Source organism: Bacillus sp. ISL-41, from assembly GCF_018613235.1.
Lineage (GTDB): Bacteria > Bacillota > Bacilli > Bacillales > Cytobacillaceae > Mesobacillus.
Genome location: NZ_JAGGQP010000027.1, coordinates 110,108 through 132,534, shown reverse-complemented (window position 1 = coordinate 132,534; position 22,427 = coordinate 110,108). Strand labels below are relative to the sequence as shown.

At 44.0% G+C, this 22,427-nt stretch carries 23 protein-coding genes and 2 riboswitches; of the genes, 16 read left to right on the top strand and 7 right to left on the bottom strand.

Annotated elements, in window-relative coordinates; translation table 11 throughout:
* Positions 1 to 23 precede the first annotated feature (23 nt).
* The gene (locus J7I80_RS13490) at positions 24 to 914 is read right to left on the bottom strand and encodes a diacylglycerol/lipid kinase family protein (RefSeq protein WP_214738866.1); all 891 of its coding nucleotides are present in this window, start codon (positions 912 to 914) and stop codon (positions 24 to 26) included.
* A gap of 279 nt (positions 915 to 1,193) precedes the next feature.
* Positions 1,194 to 1,337: riboswitch (cyclic di-AMP (ydaO/yuaA leader) on the top strand.
* Positions 1,338 to 1,519: 182 nt separating this feature from the next.
* Here J7I80_RS13490 and J7I80_RS13485 point away from each other — a divergent pair.
* From J7I80_RS13485 to J7I80_RS13455, 7 genes are all read left to right on the top strand, one after another.
* Complete coding sequence (locus J7I80_RS13485; RefSeq protein WP_214738865.1) at positions 1,520 to 2,860, top strand: TrkH family potassium uptake protein; 1,341 nt, start codon at positions 1,520 to 1,522, stop codon at positions 2,858 to 2,860.
* Positions 2,861 to 2,873: 13 nt separating this feature from the next.
* Positions 2,874 to 3,530: a potassium channel family protein gene (locus tag J7I80_RS13480; RefSeq protein ID WP_214738864.1), complete on the top strand. Its 657-nt coding sequence runs from the start codon at positions 2,874 to 2,876 to the stop codon at positions 3,528 to 3,530.
* A gap of 175 nt (positions 3,531 to 3,705) precedes the next feature.
* Positions 3,706 to 4,281 carry a chromate transporter gene (locus tag J7I80_RS13475; RefSeq protein ID WP_214738863.1) on the top strand — a complete coding sequence of 192 codons (576 nt, stop codon included), beginning with the start codon at positions 3,706 to 3,708 and terminating at the stop codon, positions 4,279 to 4,281.
* A complete protein-coding gene (locus tag J7I80_RS13470; protein ID WP_214738862.1) occupies positions 4,278 to 4,808 on the top strand; it encodes a chromate transporter in 531 nt (176 codons plus the stop codon). Before J7I80_RS13475 ends, J7I80_RS13470 begins: the two co-directional genes overlap by 4 nt.
* 426 nt (positions 4,809 to 5,234) lie before the next feature.
* Positions 5,235 to 6,494 carry a DUF445 domain-containing protein gene (locus J7I80_RS13465; RefSeq protein ID WP_214738861.1) on the top strand — a complete coding sequence of 420 codons (1,260 nt, stop codon included), beginning with the start codon at positions 5,235 to 5,237 and terminating at the stop codon, positions 6,492 to 6,494.
* A 79-nt stretch (positions 6,495 to 6,573) separates the two neighbouring features.
* Complete coding sequence (locus J7I80_RS13460; protein WP_214738860.1) at positions 6,574 to 6,942, top strand: hypothetical protein; 369 nt, start codon at positions 6,574 to 6,576, stop codon at positions 6,940 to 6,942.
* An 11-nt stretch (positions 6,943 to 6,953) separates the two neighbouring features.
* A complete protein-coding gene (locus tag J7I80_RS13455; protein WP_214738921.1) occupies positions 6,954 to 7,316 on the top strand; it encodes a cupin domain-containing protein in 363 nt (120 codons plus the stop codon).
* A 43-nt stretch (positions 7,317 to 7,359) separates the two neighbouring features.
* Here the strand turns inward: J7I80_RS13455 and J7I80_RS13450 are convergent, their stop codons facing one another.
* The 3 genes from J7I80_RS13450 to J7I80_RS13440 form a co-directional block, all read right to left on the bottom strand.
* Positions 7,360 to 8,136 (bottom strand): STAS domain-containing protein, encoded by a 777-nt coding sequence (locus J7I80_RS13450; RefSeq protein ID WP_214738859.1) that lies wholly within the window; start codon positions 8,134 to 8,136, stop codon positions 7,360 to 7,362.
* Positions 8,137 to 8,246: 110 nt separating this feature from the next.
* The gene (locus tag J7I80_RS13445) at positions 8,247 to 8,750 is read right to left on the bottom strand and encodes a DoxX family protein (protein WP_214738858.1); all 504 of its coding nucleotides are present in this window, start codon (positions 8,748 to 8,750) and stop codon (positions 8,247 to 8,249) included.
* Between the two features lie 271 nt (positions 8,751 to 9,021).
* Positions 9,022 to 9,537, bottom strand: coding sequence for a DoxX family protein (locus J7I80_RS13440; RefSeq protein ID WP_214738857.1), 516 nt, complete (start codon positions 9,535 to 9,537; stop codon positions 9,022 to 9,024).
* Between the two features lie 201 nt (positions 9,538 to 9,738).
* On the opposite strand from J7I80_RS13440, the gene J7I80_RS13435 reads away from it, so the two are divergent.
* The 5 genes from J7I80_RS13435 to J7I80_RS13415 all read left to right on the top strand — a co-directional run bounded on the left by J7I80_RS13435 (position 9,739) and on the right by J7I80_RS13415 (position 16,228).
* Positions 9,739 to 10,938, top strand: coding sequence for an MFS transporter (locus J7I80_RS13435; RefSeq protein WP_214738856.1), 1,200 nt, complete (start codon positions 9,739 to 9,741; stop codon positions 10,936 to 10,938).
* Positions 10,939 to 11,131: 193 nt separating this feature from the next.
* Positions 11,132 to 12,517 (top strand): MBL fold metallo-hydrolase, encoded by a 1,386-nt coding sequence (locus tag J7I80_RS13430; RefSeq protein ID WP_214738855.1) that lies wholly within the window; start codon positions 11,132 to 11,134, stop codon positions 12,515 to 12,517.
* Between the two features lie 571 nt (positions 12,518 to 13,088).
* A complete protein-coding gene (locus tag J7I80_RS13425) occupies positions 13,089 to 13,787 on the top strand; it encodes a winged helix-turn-helix domain-containing protein (protein ID WP_214738919.1) in 699 nt (232 codons plus the stop codon).
* Positions 13,777 to 15,183 carry a sensor histidine kinase gene (locus tag J7I80_RS13420; protein ID WP_214738920.1) on the top strand — a complete coding sequence of 469 codons (1,407 nt, stop codon included), beginning with the start codon at positions 13,777 to 13,779 and terminating at the stop codon, positions 15,181 to 15,183. The genes J7I80_RS13425 and J7I80_RS13420 overlap by 11 nt, the downstream gene beginning before the upstream one ends.
* 61 nt (positions 15,184 to 15,244) lie before the next feature.
* Positions 15,245 to 16,228: a Gfo/Idh/MocA family protein gene (locus J7I80_RS13415; RefSeq protein ID WP_214738854.1), complete on the top strand. Its 984-nt coding sequence runs from the start codon at positions 15,245 to 15,247 to the stop codon at positions 16,226 to 16,228.
* A 47-nt stretch (positions 16,229 to 16,275) separates the two neighbouring features.
* Here the strand turns inward: J7I80_RS13415 and J7I80_RS13410 are convergent, their stop codons facing one another.
* Entirely contained in the window at positions 16,276 to 17,331 is a 1,056-nt protein-coding gene (locus J7I80_RS13410; RefSeq protein WP_214738853.1) for a lactonase family protein, read from the bottom strand.
* A 259-nt stretch (positions 17,332 to 17,590) separates the two neighbouring features.
* Here J7I80_RS13410 and nadE point away from each other — a divergent pair, with 259 nt between their 5' ends.
* Positions 17,591 to 18,412 (top strand): ammonia-dependent NAD(+) synthetase, encoded by an 822-nt coding sequence (nadE, locus tag J7I80_RS13405; protein WP_214738852.1) that lies wholly within the window; start codon positions 17,591 to 17,593, stop codon positions 18,410 to 18,412.
* Positions 18,413 to 18,633: 221 nt separating this feature from the next.
* Here nadE and J7I80_RS13400 read toward each other — a convergent pair whose 3' ends face one another.
* On the bottom strand, positions 18,634 to 18,978 hold the full coding sequence (locus J7I80_RS13400) for a hypothetical protein (protein ID WP_214738851.1): 345 nt from the start codon (positions 18,976 to 18,978) through the stop codon (positions 18,634 to 18,636).
* Positions 18,979 to 19,192: 214 nt separating this feature from the next.
* On the opposite strand from J7I80_RS13400, the gene J7I80_RS13395 reads away from it, so the two are divergent.
* The 3 genes from J7I80_RS13395 to J7I80_RS13385 all read left to right on the top strand — a co-directional run bounded on the left by J7I80_RS13395 (position 19,193) and on the right by J7I80_RS13385 (position 21,804).
* Positions 19,193 to 20,518, top strand: a complete 1,326-nt coding sequence (locus J7I80_RS13395; RefSeq protein ID WP_214738850.1) for an outer membrane protein assembly factor BamB family protein — start codon at positions 19,193 to 19,195, stop codon at positions 20,516 to 20,518.
* A gap of 161 nt (positions 20,519 to 20,679) precedes the next feature.
* Positions 20,680 to 20,764, top strand: a riboswitch (cyclic di-GMP riboswitch).
* A 265-nt stretch (positions 20,765 to 21,029) separates the two neighbouring features.
* Positions 21,030 to 21,254: a hypothetical protein gene (locus J7I80_RS13390; RefSeq protein WP_214738849.1), complete on the top strand. Its 225-nt coding sequence runs from the start codon at positions 21,030 to 21,032 to the stop codon at positions 21,252 to 21,254.
* A gap of 217 nt (positions 21,255 to 21,471) precedes the next feature.
* Entirely contained in the window at positions 21,472 to 21,804 is a 333-nt protein-coding gene (locus J7I80_RS13385) for a nucleoside triphosphate pyrophosphohydrolase (RefSeq protein ID WP_214738848.1), read from the top strand.
* 45 nt (positions 21,805 to 21,849) lie between these two features.
* On the opposite strand, the gene J7I80_RS13380 is transcribed toward J7I80_RS13385, so the two are convergent.
* Positions 21,850 to 22,365 (bottom strand): DoxX family protein, encoded by a 516-nt coding sequence (locus tag J7I80_RS13380; RefSeq protein ID WP_192472151.1) that lies wholly within the window; start codon positions 22,363 to 22,365, stop codon positions 21,850 to 21,852.
* Positions 22,366 to 22,427 lie beyond the last annotated feature (62 nt).

The window sequence follows — 22,427 nt, the reverse complement described above, 5'->3', positions numbered from 1 at the left end:
GATAAGGGATGATTCCTAGTAGCTCATTTAACGTTTTCAGGCACAAAAACTTCCAGATGGCTCTGAAGCACTCTCGCCTGGAATGGCAATGGCTCGCCTTCTTCACCGTCAATATTCACCACATGGTGTTTGCCGGAAGTAACATTAAGGAAGGTGCTTCGGATATATTCTACTTCTTCACTTTCCTGCAATTCTCCCTTCATAAGGGATGGGATCAGGGCTGCAATTTTCGGGACAGACATCTTTTTAATAATGAATGCATGAAACTTTCCATCATTCACACTGGCTTTGGGGGCAAGGGCCTCGAACCCGCCTACAGAATTCGTTAGCGCAGCAATCAGCAGGAAAGTCTGGCCTTCCCATTTACCGTTGTCGTGTTCGACACATATATCGATTGCCTCGCCATTTAGGAACGATTTTGCACCTTCCATAAAATAGGCTAGTGAACCTAGTCTTGTTTTTAGTTCAGGGCTCACGCTGTAAGAAGCTTCTGCAATGGCGCCGACTGCTATGACATTGGCGAAATAATGCTCATTGATTTTACCTATATCTACTGGCTGCAGGTTTTGCCCATCCAGAACAGAAATAGCTTCATAGGGATCCAGCGGTAAATTGAGTGCCCTTGCAAAATCATTGACCGTACCTAGTGGGATGATGCCGAGAGCAGGCCTGTGGGCTTGTTCAGCCAGTCCATTTATCGCCTCGTTGATTGTCCCGTCCCCGCCCATGGCAATGACAGCATCGTATAAAGCAACGCAGGCCTCGGTAGCAAATGCAGCAGCATCGCCTTCTTTTTCGGTTCTTCGAATATCTATATCATTGTATTGATTTCTTAATGTTTCCTCTATTTTCTCAGCGTAGTCAGCCGCTTTTTCTTTTCCTGAAGATGGATTCAAAATAATCATGGCTTTCATCCAGGATAACCTCCCCAAAATCTCTTCACAAAAATAAGTATTTTATCAACCCTATTATTTACCTTTAAATGAATCACTATAAACTAGTGGGAACTGCCCAGGTTATAAACGAAGTAAAAAACGAAGCAAAACGGTGATTCAGTGAGAGAGACTGTGATTTGGCATAAATATCGGGTTAAATTGAATAAAAAGAGTCATTTTTGGCGTCCTTTTCATGTTTACAAGTAGAATGAGGGAGGAGTATGATTACAGCAGTTTAAGATATTAAATGAGTTTCATATTTCTAAATCGCTGAATCCAATAGGAGCGGGGGAACCAACTTTGTGGATGGAAATCCACTTGGGGTGAGGCCTGAATGATAGGCGGGGCTATTCTGAGCCCTAATCCGACAGCTAACTCCGTAAGCGTTGAAGAAGAGGAAGATGAAGCTTGTGTGACAGGTATGTTCAAAAGTCCACAAGGCTGCTATCTTTTAGCCTCTGGGGGCTTTTTTGTTTTGCTGTATTTTAGATATGCCGGCTATGCTAAAATTCCAGTTTGAACAAAGTCCCTGCAAAGAAATATTAGACGCATAATTCCTCATACTAAGGAAAGAAGGAAGAATCATGCGCAAGAAGTTGTTTTTTAGGATGGATCCCCCGAAAGTACTTGTTTTTGGATTTGGAGCCATTATATTGTTAGGGACTGTGTTGCTCTCACTGCCGGCTTCCACAGTGAATGGCAGGGGACTTCCGATTTTGGATGCATTGTTTACGGCAACTTCAGCAACCTGTGTAACAGGTCTTGTCGTCGTTGACACAGGCGATACCTTTACACGTTTTGGTGAAATGGTCATCCTGTCGATGATCCAGGTTGGCGGACTGGGTTTCATGAGTTTCGCCACTTTGCTTGCATTTATTTTAGGAAAAAGAATTTCTTTTAAAGAAAGGCTGATTATCCAGGAATCATTGAATAACGCGACTGTAGAAGGGATTGTCAGGCTTGTCAAACGAATCTTCCTTTTTACAGCGGTAGTCGAAATTACTGGCGGAATCATTCTGTCTCTGAGATTTTCACAGGAGATGGCTGCAGGCAAGGCGATTTATTTTGGTTTTTTTCATGCCGTATCGAACTTTAATAATGCCGGATTTGATTTGATGGGCGGGTTCAAAGGGCTGACTGCATATGCTGATGATCCGGTCGTCAATCTTACCATGATCACTCTTATCAGTCTGGGCGGGATTGGCTTCATTGTCATGAATGAGCTATTTGACTATCGCAGGACAGGGAGACTTTCCCTGCACTCAAAAATCGTTTTAGCAATATCGGCTGTATTGGTGTTTGGAGGTGCTCTTCTGTTTTTTATCCTGGAATTCAGCAATCCGTCCACCTTGAAGCCAATGACGATGACTGGTAAAATATTCGGAGCGTTTTACCAGGCTGTCACACCGAGGACAGCAGGATCTAATACCTTGAATATCCCGGACTTGAAGCAGTCAACCTTGTTTTTGATCATCTTCCTGATGTTCATTGGCGCTTCGCCAGGCTCTGCGGGCGGAGGAATCAAGACAACCACATTTGCGGTCCTAATTGGTGCAGTCAGGTCACAAATCCGCGGCAGGGAGGATATCACATTCTTTGGCAGAAGAATGGATCAAAGCATTGTCTCCAAGTCGTTGACGATTACACTGATTTCACTTTTTTCAATAGGATTGGTTACAATGGTGCTGACCATCACTGAACCAGGAAAAGAGTTCTTGATGATATTCTTTGAGACAGTTTCTGCCTTTTCAACTGTAGGGCTTTCCATGGGCTTGACCACTGAGCTGTCACCGTATGGAAAAATATTAATAACGATTACGATGTTCGCGGGCAGGATTGGCCCGCTGACACTGGCTTTTGCAATTACGAAAAAAAGAAAAGAGGATCATTATCGATATCCAGCTGGAAAAGTGATGATTGGGTAGGAGGAAGTTTTTTATGGCAAAACAATACGCAGTAATCGGCATGGGCCGTTTCGGGTCCAGTGTAGCGACGACTTTATATAATGAAGGAGTCGAAGTGTTGGCGATTGATAAAAGTGAACAACATATCGAGGACTATAAGGAGTTTGTTACCCATGCGGTAATCGGCGACTCAACGGACGAGCAAACGTTAAAGGCTGTAGGAATCAGGAACTTTGATACAGTCATTGTGGCAATCGGGGACGATATCCAGGCAAGTATCCTTACCGTTCTTATTTTAAAAGAAATGGGTGTTGCCAATGTTGTTGCCAAAGCCCTTAACAAACATCATGCGCAAGTATTGTTCAAGGTTGGGGCGGACAAAGTCATCTTCCCGGAACGGGATATGGGGGAGAGAGTTGCCCATCAGCTAATGGCATCACCCAATGTATTGAACTTTATCGAGCTATCGGATGACTACAGTATCGAGGAAATCAAGCTTCCGATGAGCATGGCAGGAAAGAACCTGATTGAAATCAATCTGCGTGCCAAATATAATATCACGGTTATCGGCGTGAAGACAGCCAACAAGGTCGACATCTCTCCAGACCCAGAGAAAACGCTAAGGGCAGAGGATATCCTGATTGTACTAGGTGAGAATGGTGATTTGAACAAGTTTACGAAAATAAAATAATCTACATCGAGGCAGGCTGGGGAATCACAGTCTGCTTTTTTCTGTTGTTTAGTCAAGGCTCTTTTCTTGAATTTGGCATGCAGGATCGATTATATGAGTCTATAATAAAATTAAAAGAAACAAGAGTTATATTCAAGGATCTTCATGTACCAATAACAGAAGAGAAGGTGAAGTTTTGAAGCAAAGAGATTTATTCTTAGCGTTTTTTCGCGTCGGAATCCTCGGATATGGCGGCGGCCCGTCTTCGATTCCGCTTGTACATAAGGAAGTAGTTGAAAAATATAAATGGATGGACTCTGATGAATTCGGTGATATTCTTGCTTTGGGCAATGCGCTGCCAGGTCCGATTGCCACAAAAATGGCCGGCTACATTGGCTATCGAGTAGGCGGATACCTTGGTATGATCAATGCCCTTACAGCAACGATGATTCCGGCAATCATCCTGATGATCCTGCTGCTGACGGGCCTGAACTCATACAAAGATGAGCCATGGGTGATAGGAATGACAGAGGCTGTTGTACCAGTTGTTGCCGTCATGCTTGCCGTTCTGACATGGGATTTTATCAAGAAGTCAGGCAAATCAAACCTCGGATGGGCGTGGACATTTGTGGCGCTTATTGGCAGCCTGGTTCTTCTTCAATACTTGAATCTGCATCCCGCAATTTTAATCTTTGTATTGCTGCTCGGCGCCTTGCTGAAAAAAGACCCTGCAACCTCTGAAAATAAACAAACAGGAGGGGAGGAGGAGTGATTTATTTCCATATATTTCTGGCCTTTTTCATTCCCGGGATTTTAGGATATGGCGGCGGTCCTGCCTCGATTCCATTAATTGAAAATGAAGTCGTTGACCGTTATGGATGGATGTCAGTCAATGAATTCAGTGAAGTGCTGGCGATGGGGAACGCCCTGCCAGGACCGATTGCCACCAAGATGGCTGGGTATATCGGATATGCAGAAGGAGGAATCCTCGGTGCTATAGTTGGGGTATTTGCCACGGTAGCACCATCCCTAATCCTGATGATCAGCTTGCTCGGTTTGTTGATGAAGTTCAAAGATTCACCCCGTGTCAAAAGGCTGACAATTGTCGTCCGCCCTGTCATTGCCGTCCTTTTAGGAGTCATGACCTATGATTTCTTTTTCTCTTCCTATGAGGGGGTCGGCCTGATGCAGACCATTCTGATTGGCGGAATCAGCTTCATCCTGATGGAAAAACTCAAAGTCCACCCTGCCTATGTCATCGCAGGGTCCCTTGTTTACGGTGCCATTGTTTTATCGTAAGCAAGAATTCCAAGGCTTCAGAAAGGCAGAATGGATGAAGCAGGAGAGTCATAATATTGAAGTCCCGGAAGCCTAAACTCCCGGGACTTTTCTTTTGGTTGTTTTCGTAAAGATTGTTGTTAAAATCCTAAAGCCAATTTTAACGTGATAATAAGCCGTTTTGTAGTTCGGTAATAAGTGTGCAAGCTCTTTTCTTAGTAATAAGCGTATTTATGTGAGAAAAATAGGTCATTGAATCCTATTTTTTTAGTCAATAGCAACGTGTTTGAGAAAAGAGCCTTTCCTTTTTTATAGCTTTCTCCCCTATAAATTGGTTAAAATATTGAAGAGACTCTTTTTATAAAGGCTCTTTTGTTCTTTTAATAGTAGGATTTTGACGAACAAGGTGGAATTTGGCATCAATCAAACAGTAACTGAGGGAGATATATGGAAAAACGTGATAAGAGATCTAGACATCTAGCGGCTATTTCGCTGGCGATTATGGGAGCGGGGTTCCTCGCTGCGATTCCGTTTCAGGATTCATTGATCGGGAAATTGCTGATGGGCGGCTTTGAAGCTGGTCTTGTCGGCGGACTTGCTGACTGGTTTGCGGTAACGGCGCTATTCAGGCACCCGATGGGAATCCCGATTCCGCACACGGCACTTTTGCCGAAAAATCGTGATAAAGTAACGCGCGCGTTAATCAACATGCTTGAGAATGACTGGCTCACGAAAGAGAGCATCATGGAAAAGTTCAAGCAGATTCATATTCTTGATAAAATTTTCGAAACGGTTGAGAAGGAATTGCATTCTGAGTCTGTTAAAAAAAGTATCCAGTCTTTCAGTCTGGATGTTGTGAAAAAAATAGACGTAGAAAGATTTGCACCGACGATTGAACAGGAAATCAAAGGATTCCTGTTATCAGCAGATTCCTCCGAGTTTTTACAAAAAGCATCCAGCCATATACTTGTAAAAGAGTATGACTCGGCCGCTTTTGACTATGTATTGCAAGAGACGGAAAAATGGGCTTCTCAGGATGAAGCGAAACTGGTTCTTGGCAAACTGGGAAAACAGGCGATCGATACAACGGAAGCTGACGGTCTTTTGAAATTCGCGATCCAATCGTTCAGTAATATGATCACGGAAGAAAAAGTAGGCAATATTTTGCAATCATTCATTTTAAAAAGAATGAAAAACCTGCAGCAGGATGATAATCGCTACCGCCATATGATTCTTGATAAAATCCGCAAAGAACTGGGAAGCATCAATGAGCGTGAAGCTCTCATGTCGGAAATCCAAACCTGGAAAAACAAGATGGTCGAAGAGATGGACTTAACACAACAAATCAAAGGTGTATTGGCCAAGGCGAAGGATCGTGCAATTGGGCTTATCGAAAAAGACAGCTTTGTAGATGATACGGTTACACCAGTGGTGAAAAAGTTCATTGAAGAAATCAAAGCTGATGATGAAAAGGTAAAAGCAATCGAAACCTGGCTCCATGCAAAGATAGCTGGTCTGATTGAAAGAAACCACTCTAAAATCGGCAAGCTTGTCAGAGAAAATCTTGATAAGCTCGATACAGAAACACTGATTGACATGATGGAAAACAACGTGGGAAAAGACCTGCAATGGATCAGGGTGAACGGAGCCGTCTGCGGCTTCCTGATCGGGATTGGTTTGACGATCTTCAAGCTTATTGTGATGTAAAATAGTAATATGAGGCCAATCCAACGGGTTGGTCTTTTTTATTGAAGGAAATGGTAAAATGATAAGGGGAGGGAGTGGCATGGGTAAAAGGAAGAAGCTTGTAACAGTCATTTTTGTTCTGGTGAGTGTTGTTCTTTTGACAGCATATTGGGCTTATCATCACAATATTCTGTCAGGTAATTATGACAAATTGACAGTCAGCGGCATGGAAGGCTCAACAATCCTGGTCATAAAAGACCAGGACGAGATTGCTAAAATCATTTCAGACATAAATGAAAGCCCGAGGACCTTCCAGTATAATGACGGACTTACATACGACTACTTACCCGTCGGTATCTTGACTTTTGAAAATGAAACGGAAAAAGTGCAAATAGGATTTATTTTATCAACCGGAAATACGATAACAAAATATTGGGAAATTCATACGGAGTTTCCATTTGGGCAATAGGGGGATTGGCAATTATGGAGAAGGTAAATATCAACGAAAAGTTCTCGCTTTTTAGTGATTATTGGAGTCCGAAAATCGCAGGAGAAATAAATGATATGCATGTAAAGTTCGCCAAGCTAAAAGGTGAGTTCATCTGGCATATGCATGAACATGAGGATGAGATGTTCCTTGTTGTAAAAGGTGAGATTTTGCTTAAATTCAGGGATCGAGATGTACACCTGAAAGAAGGGGAATTCATGATTGTCCCTAAAGGAGTTGAGCACCTACCTATTGCAGAAGAAGAAGCACATGTTATCTTTTTCGAACCGAAATCAACCTTAAATACAGGCGAAGAAATGAATGAAAGAACGGTTTCCGATCTTCCAACAATATAAGTATGATAAAAGGCTGGGTCAGTGACCAAGCCTTTTACTATGGTTAATCATCAATTTTCACCAGTTCGAAACCTGTTTCTTTCCACACATAGCGGATTCCATGGACAAATGTGTTAAAAGTTGGAACATTAACATGCAAACCATTCAGCACGATTGATTTGGCCATTTCGGGACGGAGCCCTACATAGATGGATTGAACACCCATAAGCTTCAAAGCATTGATGACCTGTTGAAGACGAAAGGCGATGGATGCGTCAATTTCATCGGAAACACCGGTAAAGTCAAAAATCACAAATTGATTTCCCTGCCTGGCGCTGTGGGAGAGGATTTTGTCACCAAGAAGCACCAGTCGGTCTTCAGTCAATTTTCCCATGACCGGAACCAGGACAGCTGAGTCGACGGATAGCGGGATGACAGGCATATCAAGAACTTGCAGCTGTTTCCTGTTTTCCTCCAGTGCCTCTTCGAATTCAGTGACATCTTTCCACGTAAGAATAAATCCGCGTTCCTTGCCCTCATGATTTGTAAGTCGATCTACCATAATTTCGGCTGAAAATTTATTGAACAAAGTGATGCTGGCGAAATGGGGAAACTTTCCTTCAGCCAGGATTTTTTGTTGACGGCTGCCATGGAACTCTCCTAAATCCCTGCCAAGGAATTCTTCTGGATCAGTAACCCCTAAATAAGGCCCGATTTTGGCCAATAGTTTTAGGGCAGAATCATTGATAAAAACGATTTTGTAATCTTGATCAGCAATTAAAATATTTTCATTGATTTTATTTAAGAGTTGATGGGTTTCTAGTGCACCGAGGTTGAACAAAACAATCGCTCCTATTCTAATAGGCGTTCTATGTAAAATTATAGCTAAGTTTTCCAGTTGGGACAAGGAATACCGAAGGCCTCCTGCCCTGAGCGCAGGAGGCCGAAAGTTCATTTAGTGGCTGCTTTCTGTTTGAAAATTGTTTTTCTGATATATGGGATCACCCAGTAGTCCAACCCATACTTCCCTGCGTTAAAACCAGCGAAGAGGATGATGAAACCGAAGAATATATCTGTTGGATTATGGGATACGGTTCCGGCAAGGAAGAAGCTGAAATTCATTACTAAGCCGAAGAACATTGCGGCAGTTGTCAGGCAGCCAAGAATGAGACCCAGACCGACGAGGAATTCACCGACCGGTACTATAAAGTTGAAAAGCTCAATGTTTGGCAGCGCGAAGTTTTCCAGAAAAGAAACATACCAGCCATAAACCATGTTTCCATCAGGACCTTTTACCGGATTGGCGATGGCATTTTTCAAATATCCAGTTGCATCAAAGCCTTCCCCGGTCATTTTATGCCATCCAGCAATCATCCAGTTATAACCGAGCCATAATCTTAAAACAGTCAACAGGCCAGCGGCAACCTTGTTTTCCCTTAACCAATTTGCGAACATATCAATCGCTTCCCTTCAAGGATGAAGTATTATTTGATTACACTACAATATATTAATCTTCTATTTTAAAATGCGGGCAGGAAGTCTTTGTTCACAAATTAGCAAAAACATATTGTCAGGATTTTGAACACTTTGGAAAGGCAATGACGTGGAAAAAATGAGATGAGAAAACTCGGGGAGGAAAACGAACTAATGGGAAGTTAATAATTAGCTGGGGGGAAACGTAAAAAAAGAGCCAGGCAAATGCCCAGCTCTCTGGTTATGATTTCAGTTAAACTGCTTTATGGGCAGCTTCAGGTTCTCTTTTGAATACAGTCTTGCGGATGAAAGGAACCACCCAGCGGTCTAAACCGTACTTGCCAGCGTTATAGCCTGCAAACAGGATGATGAAGCCGAAGAAGATGTCAGTTGGGTTGTGAGATACTGTTCCGGCAAGGAAGAAACTGAAGTTCATCACAAGTCCGAAGAACATGGCGGCTGTTGTCAAAGTACCAAGGATTAATCCAAGGCCAACTAAGAATTCACCAAGCGGAACGATAAAGTTGAAAAGTTCAATATTCGGGATCGCAAAGCTTTCAAGGAAGTTCACATACCACCCATAAACTGCATTTCCGTCGGGACCCTTTACCGGGTTTGCAACGGCGTTTTTCAAATATCCGCTTGCGTCAAAGCCTTCGCCAGTCAATTTGCCCCATCCAGCAGTCATCCAGTTATATCCGAGCCATACCCTAATGACAGTCAACAGGCCAGCAGCAATATTGTTTTCTCTCAACCATTTAGCGAACATCTAAATCGCTTCCCTTCAAAAATAAGTAATTATTGATTACACTTACAATATATCAGAATCCGAAATAAAAATGAGTTAGTTGTGAAGTTGTTCACACAAATGCAACAACAAATTGACGGAATATTGAACGTGAATCCTTTTAAAAGGATGGATTGGCAACAGTGCCTAAGCAAAGCATGGAATCAGAAAGGATGAAAGCAGATGGATCAATCAACAGGAGCAGCTCAACAGCCTCAGGGCACTGAAAAAATCTGGAGCAGGGACTTTATGTTTATATTCCTGGCGAATTTCTTCATTTTCCTTGGTTTTCAAATGACCTTGCCTACCATTCCACTGTTTGTGGAGCATCTGGGCGGAAATGACCAGTTAATCGGATTTGTCGTTGGGATTTTCACATTTTCAGCATTGATTGTACGCCCATTTGCAGGACGGATGCTGGAAACGAAAGGCAGGGGGTTCATTTATCTGACAGGCCTGGCAATTTTCGTGGTCTCTGTAGGCTCATTCGGATTTGCTTCAGGAATCGTCTTCTTGTTTTTAATGCGGATTGTCCAGGGGATTGGCTGGGGATTTTCCACGACAGCTTCTGGTACAATCGCAACCGACTTAATACCGCCGCGGCGCAGGGGAGAAGGAATGGGTTATTTCGGTCTCTCCGGGAACGTTGCTCTCGCGATGGGACCGACACTTGGTCTTGCACTGGCTGCGGCAATCACCTTTAAGCAGTTATTTTTAATCAGTGCGATCCTGGGTCTTGCTGCCTTCCTGCTGGCATCAAGGATTACCTATAAAAAGGTGGAGAAAGCGGAAGTAAAAGCGGAAGAGAATGCGGTCAAGCGCAGATGGGATGTATACGAAAAGTCCGCCCTGCAGCCATCCTTGCTATTATTGTTCATTACAACCACATTCGGAGGAATCGCTTCATTCCTGCCCCTCTACTCAGCACAGAAGGGAATTGAAGGGATAGAATGGTACTTTTTTATTTTTGCGATTACCCTAATGCTATCCCGGTCATTTGCGGGCAAACTCTATGACAAAAAAGGACATGGCGCCGTCTTCCTGCCCGGGACATTTTTAATCATGATCGCCATGATCCTTTTAGCCTGGCTGCCAAACAGCCTGGTGATGTTCATCGCAGCCGGCCTGTACGGATTCGGTTTTGGCTCGGTCCAGCCGGCACTTCAGGCATGGGCTGTCCAGGATGCACCGATGAATCGAAAAGGTATGGCTAACGCTACCTTCTTCTCCTTTTTCGATTTGGGCGTTGGTGTCGGAGCGATGACTTTTGGCCAGATCGGTCACTGGCTCGGCTATGGCAGCATCTATATCGCTTCCGCCATTTCCGTTTCCGTTTCGCTTCTTCTCTATATTTTGATGATGAAACGGCCTGCTGGAAAATAGACCTGTTCCAATTTTGGAGCAGGTTCTTTTTATTTGAAGAAGATTTTTTAACAGAGTAAAATACAGATATAGGTATATTGGAATTCAGGCAGCGCCCGGCACTGATGTTTTTTTGGCTTTTAAAAGATATGGTGCGGGGTATATAAGAGAGTATAGTCTTCATAAGCCTATCAAAAATGAAGGAGGAGTTCATATGTATTTCAAGTCATTTTTTGATGACCAGCTTGCACATATGTCGTACTTGATCGGCTGCCAGAGAACGGGCGAAGCGATTGTCATCGACCCGGCAAGGAATGTCCAGCCTTATCTGGACATCGCCAATAAAGAAGCCCTCAAAGTATCAGCTGCAACCGAAACCCATATTCATGCAGATTATTTGTCAGGAGCAAGGGAGCTTGCCCACCATCATGGAGCGAAGCTGTATGTATCCGATGAAGGGGATAAGGACTGGAAGTATCAATATGTCGACCAGTATGAGCATGAATTGCTGACAGAGGGCTCGACGTTCAATATTGGGAATATCTATTTTGAAGTCATCCACACGCCGGGCCATACACCGGAAAGCATCTCATTCCTGCTGACGGATAAGGGAGGCGGCGCCAATGAGCCGATGGGAATCTTCACAGGAGACTTCCTGTTCGTAGGCGATGTCGGCCGCCCGGACCTTCTCGAAAAAGCCGCAGGCATCAAGGATACATCCAAAGCGGGTGCACACCAGATGTTCGAATCGCTTCGCAAAGTGGAAAAGCTGTCTGACTTCCTGCAGGTATGGCCAGCACATGGAGCAGGAAGCGCATGCGGAAAATCACTTGGCGCTGTGCCAATGTCCACATTAGGCTATGAGAAAAAATTCAACTGGGCTTTCCAAATTCATGAGGAAGACAAATTTGTTGAGGAGCTGCTTGCAGGACAGCCGGAGCCTCCGAAATACTTCGCTCAGATGAAAAAGCTGAATAAAGTTGGCCCTGAACTGCTCAGACGAGAGGAAACTCCTAAAGTGTCATTATCTGACGCGAGGGATGCAGTGGTTGTCGACACCCGTCCGGCAGATGACTTCGCCGAGGGGCATGCTGAAGAAACAATCAATATCCCATATAATAAATCCTTCACGAACTGGGCAGGCTGGTTGTTAAGCTATGACCAGGATATCGTATTGATTGCTGATCCGGAAAAACTGCCTGACGTTGAAAAATCCCTGCAGTCAATCGGACTTGACCAGGTTACAGGTTATGTTGACCCGAAAGAGCTAGGCGGGAGCCTGGAAGAATACAAGACCGTCACCGCCGGCGAGGCAAAAGAAATGATGGAAGACGACAACTACTTTGTCATCGACGTCCGTAATCAGAGTGAATGGGACAGCGGCCATATCCCAGGTGCCCATCACATGATGCTCGGAAACCTGACCGATAAGCTTGACGAAGTGCCAAAAGACAAGAAAATCATCGCCCATTGCCAATCAGGCGCGCGTTCCGCAATCGGAACAAGCCTGCTTTTGAAAAATGGCTACAAGGATGTAGTCAACCTCGAAGGCGGCTACTCCGCCTGGGAAGAAGAAGGATTGCCTGTTAAAAAGGATTAATATCAGAGCCAGCTCAGTTTTTGAGCTGGCTTTATTTAGTAGGATATAGGCACTTATTAGACCGCAAATGGAGTGTATTGGTGACCTAATATGCCGGAATCATAGAAAAGAGGTCACCAATAGAGCGTATTGGTGACCTAATATGCCAGAATCCGAGAAAAGAGGTCACCAATGAAGCGTATTGGCGCCCTGAATTGTAAGAATCTGAGAAAAGAGGTCACCAATAAAGCGTATTGGCGCCCTGAATTGTAAGAATCTGAGAAAAGAGGTCACCAATAAAGCGTATTGGTGCCCTGAATTGTAAGAATCTGAGAAAAGAGGTCACCAATAAAGCGTATTGGTGCCCTAAATTGTAAGAATATGAGAAAAGAGGTCACCAATAGAGCGGTCTATCCCTGAAAGGTGTATTAATCCCAAAAAAATAAGCCAGTTAAACGATTCCCCCATCTGCAATCATGAACAAACTATGACCAACATGTTAAATAATCTGTAACAGCAGGTGAAACAGTTGATTCTCTCGCCATTGCGCTATAATTTATATATAACAGATGTCGGAACAGAGGGGATTGCCGTGAAAATATTAGTGATTGAGGATAATGAAAGTGTCTGTGCGATGATTGAGATGTTCTTTTTAAAAGAGGGCATAGAAGGCAGGTTTGTGAATGATGGCCTCCAGGGCTATGAGGCTTACAAAAGCGCAGAGTGGGATTTGCTGATTGTCGACTGGATGCTTCCGGGTATGGATGGTGTCACACTTTGCAGGAAGATCAGGCAGGATGGCAGTGATGTGCCGATCATCATGCTGACGGCCAAGGACAGTGAATCTGATCAGGTTCTTGGACTGGAGATGGGAGCGGATGATTATGTGACGAAGCCGTTCAGTCCGCTGGCTTTGATGGCGAGGATCAAGGCTGTGGCCCGGCGATATCAAAAACAGAAACCCGGTGAGCACAGCGAGGTTGGGACGAGCCGTCTGAAAATCAACAAAGAAACTCGTGAAGTGAGCCTGGACGGCAGCCCAGTGACAAATTTGACGCCAAAAGAATTCGACCTGCTTCTATTGTTCGCCCAGCATCCGCGCCAGGTATTCACGAGGGAGCAGCTTCTTGAGCGTGTCTGGGGATACCAATTTTACGGTGATGAACGTACGGTGGATGTCCATATCAAGAGACTAAGGAAAAAGATTGGCAGTGCTGAACAGCCATTCTTCCATACGGTTTGGGGCGTAGGCTATAAATTCGATGAACTGGTTGATGGGCATGAAGGTTAAATATATATACCAGCAATTTCTGAGCCATATCAGCATTATCATCGTTGCCTTCCTCATCCTGAGCCTCGTATTCACACAGTATGTGGAAACGCTGGTTTATAAAAATAAAACGGAGGAGCTGATTTCCTACGGGGAAAATATCCTCCGAGATCTTGATCGAGGCAGTGAACGTCCTGATCAGGTGATCAATCAGTATGCCCGGGTTCTTTTTGGCCGGGATATCCAGTTCAGTGTATTTGATGAGAATATCCAGCTGCTGAATCCAATCAGATGGAGAGGGCCGGCGATCGAGTTATCGGAAGAAGAGTGGAGCCAGCTCACAAACGGAAATCCGATTGTGAAAAATTTTGATCTAGAACGGTATGACCGTGCTGTGACCCTGGTTGTTTTGCCATATGTGGATCGTGGAAATTTCATCGGCGGCATTCTCCTGACCTCGCCAATCAGCGGGACACGGGAAATGATTACAGAAATCAATAAATATTTATTTTATACTGTGCTGATTGCGCTTGCTGTTTCGTTCCTGCTGAGCTGGGTGCTGTCACGCATCCATGTGAACAGGATCAAAAAGCTGCAGGAAGCCACATCGCTCGTGTCTGCAGGGGATTATACCGTAAAAGTTCCATCCTCTGACTTCGATGAAATCGGTGAATTGGCGAATGATTTTAACAGCATGGTAAGCAAACTGAACGATTCGAAATCAGAAATCGAAAGCCTGGAAAACCGGCGCCGCCAGTTCATGTCAGATGTTTCCCATGAATTGAGGACGCCGCTTACGACCATTAGCGGAATTATTGAGGGGCTCAGGAATAATATGATTCCCGAGGCGGAGAAAGAGCGGGGCATCAACCTGGTCAGCCAGGAAACGAAGCGGCTGATCAGGCTGGTTAATGAGAACCTGGATTATGATAAAATCCGCTCGAATCAAGTACTGCTTTTAAAAGAAGATATTGAACTGATTGAGGTATTCGAAATCATCCAGGACCAACTAGGGCTGCAGGCGGAGGAACGAAATAACTCAATTGAGATCCAAACGGAAGAATCAGCCATGGTCCATGCTGATTATGACCGTCTTGTCCAGATTTTGATCAATATTACGAAAAACAGCATCCAGTTCACAGAAAATGGGACCATCTGGCTTCGCGGCAGGATGGCTGGGGCGAAGACGGTGATTGAAATCGAGGACACAGGCATTGGCATCGAACCGGCTGAAATCGAAAAAATCTGGCATCGCTTTTACAAAGCCGATATCTCGAGAACGAGCAACCCGTTTGGAGAGTTCGGCCTCGGTTTGTCCATAGTCAAACAGCTGGTACAGATGCATGATGGAAAAATTTCAGTGGAAAGCGAGCATGGAAAAGGGACAAAGTTTGTGATCGAACTCCCTTTTCGATAAGATGAAAAAAGAAGCTGCGGGCATGGTCCCCGGCTTTTCCTATTTGAAAGGGTGAAACAACATGGTGCGTTTCGGAGTAGTAGGTACAAATTGGATTACAGAAGCATTTATCAAGGGGGCAAGCCACCATCAGGATTTTCAGCTTAATGCCGTTTATTCGCGTACTGAGGACCGTGCCGCGGAGTTTGCCGGCAAATTCGGAGTGGATACTATTTTTACAGACCTGGAAGAGATGGCAAAAAGCAATTTAATTGATGCCGTCTATATTGCAAGTCCCAATTCTCTGCATGCCAGCCAGGCGAAGACTCTCATGGAAAATGGCAAGCATGTTCTCTGCGAAAAAGCAATTGCGTCTAACAGCCGCGAGCTGGACGATATGATCAGGACGGCAAAGGATCATCAGGTTGTTTTGATGGAGGCGCTAAAATCGACCCTGATGCCGAACTTCAAGGCCGTCCAGGAGAATCTGGATAAAATCGGCACGATCAGAAGGTACTTCGCCAGCTATTGCCAGTATTCGTCCCGCTATGACAAGTATAAAGAAGGTACCGTATTGAACGCCTTCAACCCGAAATTTTCGGCAGGTTCACTGATGGACATCGGCATCTATTGCCTCTATCCTCTCGTTGTCCTGTTTGGAGAGCCAAAGTCTATTCAGGCAACCGGCTATTTGCTTGAATCAGGTGTGGATGGGGAAGGCAGCCTGATTATGAAATATGAGGAAATGGATGCGGTCATCATGTTTTCGAAAATCACTGATTCATCACTTCCTTCTGAAATACACGGCGAGAATGGAAACATCAGGATTGATAAAATCAGTACACCGGAAAAAGTGGAAATCATCTATCGCGATGGGAAAAATGAAGACATTTCGAGAGAACAATTGGAAGATAATATGTTTTACGAAGCAGAGGAGTTCATTTCAGTGATTCAGCAAGGTAAATTGGAATCGACGAACAACTCGCTTGAAAACTCGAGAATCACGATGAGGATTCTTGATGAAGCAAGATTGCAAATGGGTGTCAGGTTCCCAAGTGACAGATAAAAGAAAGGGCAGGTGCGCTTAACGGCACCTGCCCTGTTTTACAACCTTTAGTAATTCAAAAATTTCACACAGACCGGATCCGGAACCTTCACATCAGACTGCAGCAGAGTCAATTTTCCTGTTTCTGCGTCACGGGCATAAAGCGCGACATTGCTGGAATTCTGGTTCGTCGCAATCAGGAATTTCTGGCTTGGGTCTAACACAAAATCCCTTGGCCAATTTCCTTCCGTAGCCGTATGCTCGATAAATGCGAGCTGGAAGCTTTCTGGATCCACCCTGAAAATCGCGATACTGTCATGGCCGCGATTGGCAGCGTAGACGTATTTTCCATCAGATGAAATATGGATGGCGCTTCCCTGATTGTTTTCGCTAAAATCTGCAGGCAGGGTGGAGAGTGCCTGGAGCTGTTCAAAGCTGCCGTCCTGTGAATTGTATTTTAAAACCAGAACTTCAGAGCTGAATTCGGTCATTAAATAAGCGGTGGTATTGTTTGGATGGAAAACAAGATGTCTTGGGCCGCTGCCTGGTACAATATGGAGCACACTCTTCTCGATTAGCTGGCCGTTATCGAGAGTATAGGTAATCAACTGGTCGATGCCAAGGTCGACAACTGCCGCATAATTTCCGTCTGGGGTGAATCCTGCATAATGGGTGTGCGCTTTTTCCTGGCGCTCATCCGGTCCTGAGCCTTCATGGACCGCGCTTGATAAGGCTGACTCAATATTGCCTGTATCAGAGTTCAGCAGATAGGAATCAGCAGACCCTTTGTGGTAATTGGCAGATAAAAGAAGGTTGTTTTCCATGTTCACGCTCACATGGCATGGTGACGCTCCTGGAGCAAGCTCGGAATTGATGAATGACAGCTTTCCGGATTCCAAGATACCAAAGCCTGCCACGCCTCCGGTACCGCCTTCCTTTGCGACGGCATAAAGAAAGCGATTGTCATGACTGATTGTCAGGTATGTAGGGTTTTCCAGGGCTGCCGCTGGTTCCACGTCGAGGATTTTTCCATTTACCGTGTCAAGGGTGAAAGAGTAGATGCCCTCGCTGTCTCCTTTTGTATATGTACCGAAATAGCCTTTGAATTTTTCATGGGTTGCCATTATGAATGCCTCCAATTTGATCTAGCATGAATAGTCTAAGTTATAGTCTAGCAAAAAAATCCTGGGGTACAAAATGTTACGAACAACAGGTGAATGGGTAAAATAGTACAGGAGAACTTCGTTTGTAAAATGAATGTTAGATAACCTGACCAAAATCTGGACTTTAAACTTTTTAAGGGATATGCTCTTTTATAATGAGATTCTAGCAAAGGCTTTCTCAACTTAAAAATATCAGTTTAAAGTGTTTAGGAGGTTTATTATGAGCTTGCAAAAGCAGATAATTGACGCATTGAATGTACAGCCGCAAATTGATCCCCAGCAGGAAATCAGGAAGAGAATCGATTTTTTAAAAGAATATTTGCTCGCCTCAAGGGCGAAAGGGTTCGTGCTTGGAATCAGCGGCGGCCAGGATTCCACCCTCGCTGGCAGGCTGGCGCAGATGGCAGCGGAGGAATTGCGGTCAGAAGGCAAGGAGGCTAAATTCGTGGCAGTCAGACTTCCGTACGCTGTGCAAAAAGATGAGGAAGATGCGCAGAAAGCATTGGACTTCATTAAGGCTGACCAGATGATCACCTTCAATATCCAGCCGGCTGTCGATACGTTCAATACACAGTTCGAGGAAGGTATTGGCGATAATATGACGGACTTCAATAAAGGAAATGCAAAGGCAAGGATGAGGATGATCACACAGTATGCCATCGCTGGACAGGAAGGCTTGCTGGTAATCGGGACAGACCATGCTGCCGAGGCTGTAACCGGATTCTTTACAAAATACGGAGACGGCGGTGCCGATTTGCTGCCTCTATCCGGACTGAACAAGCGTCAGGGCAGGGAGCTGCTTAAGGCATTGAACGCAGAACCGAGACTGTACCTGAAGGAACCTACTGCCGACCTTCTTGACAACAAGCCGCTACAGTCAGACGAAACCGAGCTTGGAGTCAGCTATGAAGCAATCGATGACTATCTTGAAGGAAAGCAGATTGACGAAGGAGACGCTGCCAAAATTGAAGGCAGATACCTTGCTTCAGAGCATAAACGTCATATGCCCGCATCGATGTTTGATTCATGGTGGAAGAGATAAGCATAAAAAAGCCTGGCTGAGATTTCGATCAATCAGCCAGGCTTTTCTTGTTTCTTAGGAAATTATAAAATTATTTAGTTGTTGGATAACTACTTGTGATTTTCATAATCCAGCTCCAGCGCCTAGCCCCTCGAGTCGCTTCAATGAAGTCAAAGAACGACTTCACCGGTCGGCCCTCCAACGCTTGTCGGGGCTGATCGAGTCGTTTGCGCTTTTTGTTCTTATTCAGTTTGCGCGATTGCGAGTTGCGGCGTATCTTCTTTTTCCGTCACTTTGTCGATTTTATCGGTGAACATTTGAAAGACTCGCTTTTTCTCTTCCAATTCCTTGATATATTCCTTTAAATCATTGAATTTCTCCTCGAATGGCTGATGATACAGTTCGCGGATTTTCCTGTTTAAGTCTGGATTCACTGTCGACTGGACGACTTGCTTTGTGATGTTGAATTTATATGTATACACTTTTAACTCGTTTTTAACTTCTTCATACTCCGCATCAATCTCTTGAAGAATCTCTTCAATTTCTGCTTTCCACTCATCTAGCGACTTCTTAACATGCTGTTCCATAAGGATCCCCCTGCCATTCGCCTGTAATAAAGCTTCTTCCTTTTATTCTAGCAAGTGAATTTTACATAGAGATTGCTGGGATATTACATTGTGAAAACAATAATAAAGAGAGCGGACCTAAATTGGCAATAACTTGAAAGCGGTTTCATTAAAAACCTTTTGGGAATTATAAGCATATATGGCCGCTGGGGTATTTTTTCAAAGGAGGAAGAGGATGAAGGTAATGATCAGTTTCTTGATGGTTTTAAGTTTTGGGTCTTTTGCTTATGCAAGTGATTTGAATTATGGTCCCGATGACTGGGAGCAATATCGGTTCCATACGTCCAATAACGCCGTTTATTCCAATGGTGATCCTCGCTCGATTGAGCAAATCTATTCTACAGGGGATGAGGTAAGGTCAAATCCGGTGATTGTCAGAGACAGTCTGTATGTCGGCAACCACAATAGCGGGGACCTTTACTCATTCGATTTGTTTTCAGGTGAGATCAATTGGAAGTCGTCTGTGCCAAATTGGATCCATGCCGATACGGTTTATCATGACGGGCTTTTGTATGTCGGATATGGCAATCGAAAATTCAAAGATCCATTCAAGCAAAAAGTAAGAGGAACAGGAGAAAGTGGAGTAGCAGCATTTCAGGCACAGACTGGAGAAAAAGTGTGGGAGTATAAGACAGAGGGTGAGGTTATGCCGGCACCTGCTTATTACAAGGGAGAGGTTTACATTGCCTCAGGGGATAGCCACCTCTATGCCCTGGATGCAAAAATCGGAAAGCTGAAATGGAAATTGAAGCTCCCTGGCTGGGCAAGCATGTCATCTCCACATATTAAAGACGATATTTTATATGTCGGCGCACTGGATAAGCTCGTTGCCGTTGATTTAAAAAGACAGAAGATTATTTGGAAACAGGGAAAGCTTGGATCTGTAACAGATGTACCGCCTGCTGTAGCGGGGAATACAGTGATTGTGACCGGAGCGAAAATGAATTTACAGCTGAATAAGAAGCAGCTATGGGAAAAATATGGCGAGAACATGCCCAATATGGCATTTGAAATAACTCAAAAAGAAACAAGGCTATATGGTGATGATGCAGAAAATTATCATTTTATCTACGCATTTGATAATAAGACCGGAAAGCTGCTATGGAAGGACTTAATGGGAACAGGGCCTGACCAGAAGGTGCCAATTCCGCATACGAATACATCTGGAGCAGTCACGATTGAAGGGGAGTATGCGTTTGTAGGAAGCCCATATACCAAGTCACTCATGGCTTACCATGTTCCGACTGGAAAAAAGGTTTGGGAGCATGAAGCAGGTGAAGGCATCAAAGGAGCACCCGCTGTAAAGGATGGCTTGGTTTATGCAGGGGATGTAAAAGGAAATCTTTATGTCCTGCAAGCAAGCAATGGCAAACTGCTGAATAAAGTTAAATTAGGGGGGCCTTTATCGCCTGGAGGACCTGTGATCATTAATGAGACATTGTTCATCGGCAGCCAGGATCATAATGTCTACGCAAAACCATTGAAGAGTCTATTGCCATAGCAAAATCAGGAGACTGTCTCATCTGGAGACGGTCTCTCTTTTCTTCAAAAGCAAGAGATGGCACCTGGCATTCACAAAGTTGTAGGAAAAAAGACTCATCCTTGTAAGAAAATGGCGAAAATTGTTGAAATAACAGTACTAAAGTTTTATATTTTAATTAGAACTGAAAAAGGCAAACTCATTGAAAGATGAGGACGCAAAGCCACGAGTCTAAGGCATGACTGCTATGATCGTCGGGTTGCCAAAAAAGAACGGATGAGAACACCAGGTACAGGCGGATGGTTTTGAAGACTGTTTGCCACATTAAATCCGCCGTCCTTTTGGGGGATTTTTTTTTGGAATGTCTCTTTCTGCACCATATTGCAAAAAGAAACGAATTTCACGTTTGTATTTTGCGATATAGGATAAATAATACTTAAGTTACTTGACAGGACAAAATAAAATGATCCTTTTGGCAGATTTGGTTTCAGCACATAGGATATTCAATTTTTTATGAAAGGTGGAGGAAACGTTGACGGTTTTATTTGGGACGGTAGAGTACTTTGAACGGGAGATAGAGTTTCATTTATCTGAAGTTGAAAAAAGAGAGAGGTTACGGGAAGAAATCAATCAAATTCAATTTAAGCTTGAAGAAGAGCTGCTTAATGACTTTATCTGCGACGAAAAGCTTAGGATGGAATGCTTGCAGAATCTATCGAATGCCTGCAGTAAGTTAACAGAAGATTATGTGGTTTAGAAACTATTAAAATATGAAAGCCTGTGGACCGATCCACAGGCTTTTTCTATTGCTCTATTTTAGGAAGAGGGATAATACCTGGTTGGTATGTATTCTGCTTTATAGTGGCCTGATCGGCAAACAACAACCCTATGTACTACAGCATATTTCAAAAAAGTGTTTGAACATATCGAATAAAGGATATGTTTATCAATAGGACAGCTAAAGGGGAATCGACATGGAGAAAAAGGAATATAACAAGCTTGTTAGAGACTATTTTCCGGATTTAATGAAGGAAAAAGGCAAGAATGTTGAATTTGAAATTTTGAATGGAAGTCAATATAGTGAAAAACTGATGGAGAAGTTCAATGACGAAGTCGAGAAGTTCCGTAATGCTGGAACGGACAGGCTGCTGAGTGAAATCGTTGATTTGCTTGAGGTGGTCTATGCGATTGCCGAGCACAGGGGAATCACTGAATCGGAAGTAGAGTTTATGCGCCAGCTCAAGAAGAATCGCAGCGGCGGCTTCAGGAAAAAAATCATGCTTAAAACAATTGAGGAAAAATCCTGATAAAAAAGCCCTCTGCCTTGTCGGCGGAGGGCTTTTGCTATATCGTTAAGCAGATTTATGTGCAGCTTCTGGTGTTTGTTTGAAAACAGTCTTGCGGATGAAAGGAACCACCCAGCGGTCCAAGCCGTATTTACCAGCGTTGTAACCAGCAAACAGGATGATGAAGCCGAAGAAGATGTCTGTTGGGTTGTGAGAAACTGTTCCGGCAAGGAAGAAGCTGAAGTTCATCACAAGGCCGAAGAACATGGCCGCAGTTGTCAGTGTTCCAAGGATCAAACCAAGACCAACAAGGAATTCTCCAAGCGGGACAATGAAGTTGAAAAGTTCGATATTCGGGATCGCAAAGCTTTCAAGGAAGTTTACATACCAACCATATACTGCGTTTCCGTCTGGACCTTTTACTGGATTGGCCACTGCATTTTTCAAATATCCAGTTGCGTCAAATCCTTCACCAGTTAATTTTCCCCATCCAGCAGTCATCCAGTTGTAACCCAGCCAAACACGAATCACAGTCAACAGGCCAGCAGCAATATTGTTTTCTCTTAACCATTTAGCGAACATCTAAATCGCTTCCCTTCAAAATTTATAATGATTACATTTATAAGATATCAAAGCAATTTATG

Bases quoted from the DNA above. Each gene is read 5' to 3' on its own strand.
- J7I80_RS13460 (WP_214738860.1), top strand. From the start codon at position 6,574: ATGGGTAAAAGGAAGAAGCTTGTAACAGTCATTTTTGTTCTGGTGAGT.
- J7I80_RS13410 (WP_214738853.1), bottom strand. From the start codon at position 17,331: ATGGCAACCCATGAAAAATTCAAAGGCTATTTCGGTACATATACAAAA.
- J7I80_RS13445 (WP_214738858.1), bottom strand. From the start codon at position 8,750: ATGTTCGCAAATTGGTTAAGGGAAAACAAGGTTGCCGCTGGCCTGTTG.
- J7I80_RS13490 (WP_214738866.1), bottom strand. From the start codon at position 914: ATGAAAGCCATGATTATTTTGAATCCATCTTCAGGAAAAGAAAAAGCG.
- J7I80_RS13415 (WP_214738854.1), top strand. From the start codon at position 15,245: ATGGTGCGTTTCGGAGTAGTAGGTACAAATTGGATTACAGAAGCATTT.
- J7I80_RS13465 (WP_214738861.1), top strand. From the start codon at position 5,235: ATGGAAAAACGTGATAAGAGATCTAGACATCTAGCGGCTATTTCGCTG.
- nadE (WP_214738852.1), top strand. From the start codon at position 17,591: ATGAGCTTGCAAAAGCAGATAATTGACGCATTGAATGTACAGCCGCAA.
- J7I80_RS13435 (WP_214738856.1), top strand. From the start codon at position 9,739: ATGGATCAATCAACAGGAGCAGCTCAACAGCCTCAGGGCACTGAAAAA.
- J7I80_RS13380 (WP_192472151.1), bottom strand. From the start codon at position 22,365: ATGTTCGCTAAATGGTTAAGAGAAAACAATATTGCTGCTGGCCTGTTG.
- J7I80_RS13430 (WP_214738855.1), top strand. From the start codon at position 11,132: ATGTATTTCAAGTCATTTTTTGATGACCAGCTTGCACATATGTCGTAC.
- J7I80_RS13385 (WP_214738848.1), top strand. From the start codon at position 21,472: ATGGAGAAAAAGGAATATAACAAGCTTGTTAGAGACTATTTTCCGGAT.
- J7I80_RS13440 (WP_214738857.1), bottom strand. From the start codon at position 9,537: ATGTTCGCTAAATGGTTGAGAGAAAACAATATTGCTGCTGGCCTGTTG.
- J7I80_RS13395 (WP_214738850.1), top strand. From the start codon at position 19,193: ATGAAGGTAATGATCAGTTTCTTGATGGTTTTAAGTTTTGGGTCTTTT.
- J7I80_RS13420 (WP_214738920.1), top strand. From the start codon at position 13,777: ATGAAGGTTAAATATATATACCAGCAATTTCTGAGCCATATCAGCATT.
- J7I80_RS13480 (WP_214738864.1), top strand. From the start codon at position 2,874: ATGGCAAAACAATACGCAGTAATCGGCATGGGCCGTTTCGGGTCCAGT.
- J7I80_RS13400 (WP_214738851.1), bottom strand. From the start codon at position 18,978: ATGGAACAGCATGTTAAGAAGTCGCTAGATGAGTGGAAAGCAGAAATT.
- J7I80_RS13485 (WP_214738865.1), top strand. From the start codon at position 1,520: ATGCGCAAGAAGTTGTTTTTTAGGATGGATCCCCCGAAAGTACTTGTT.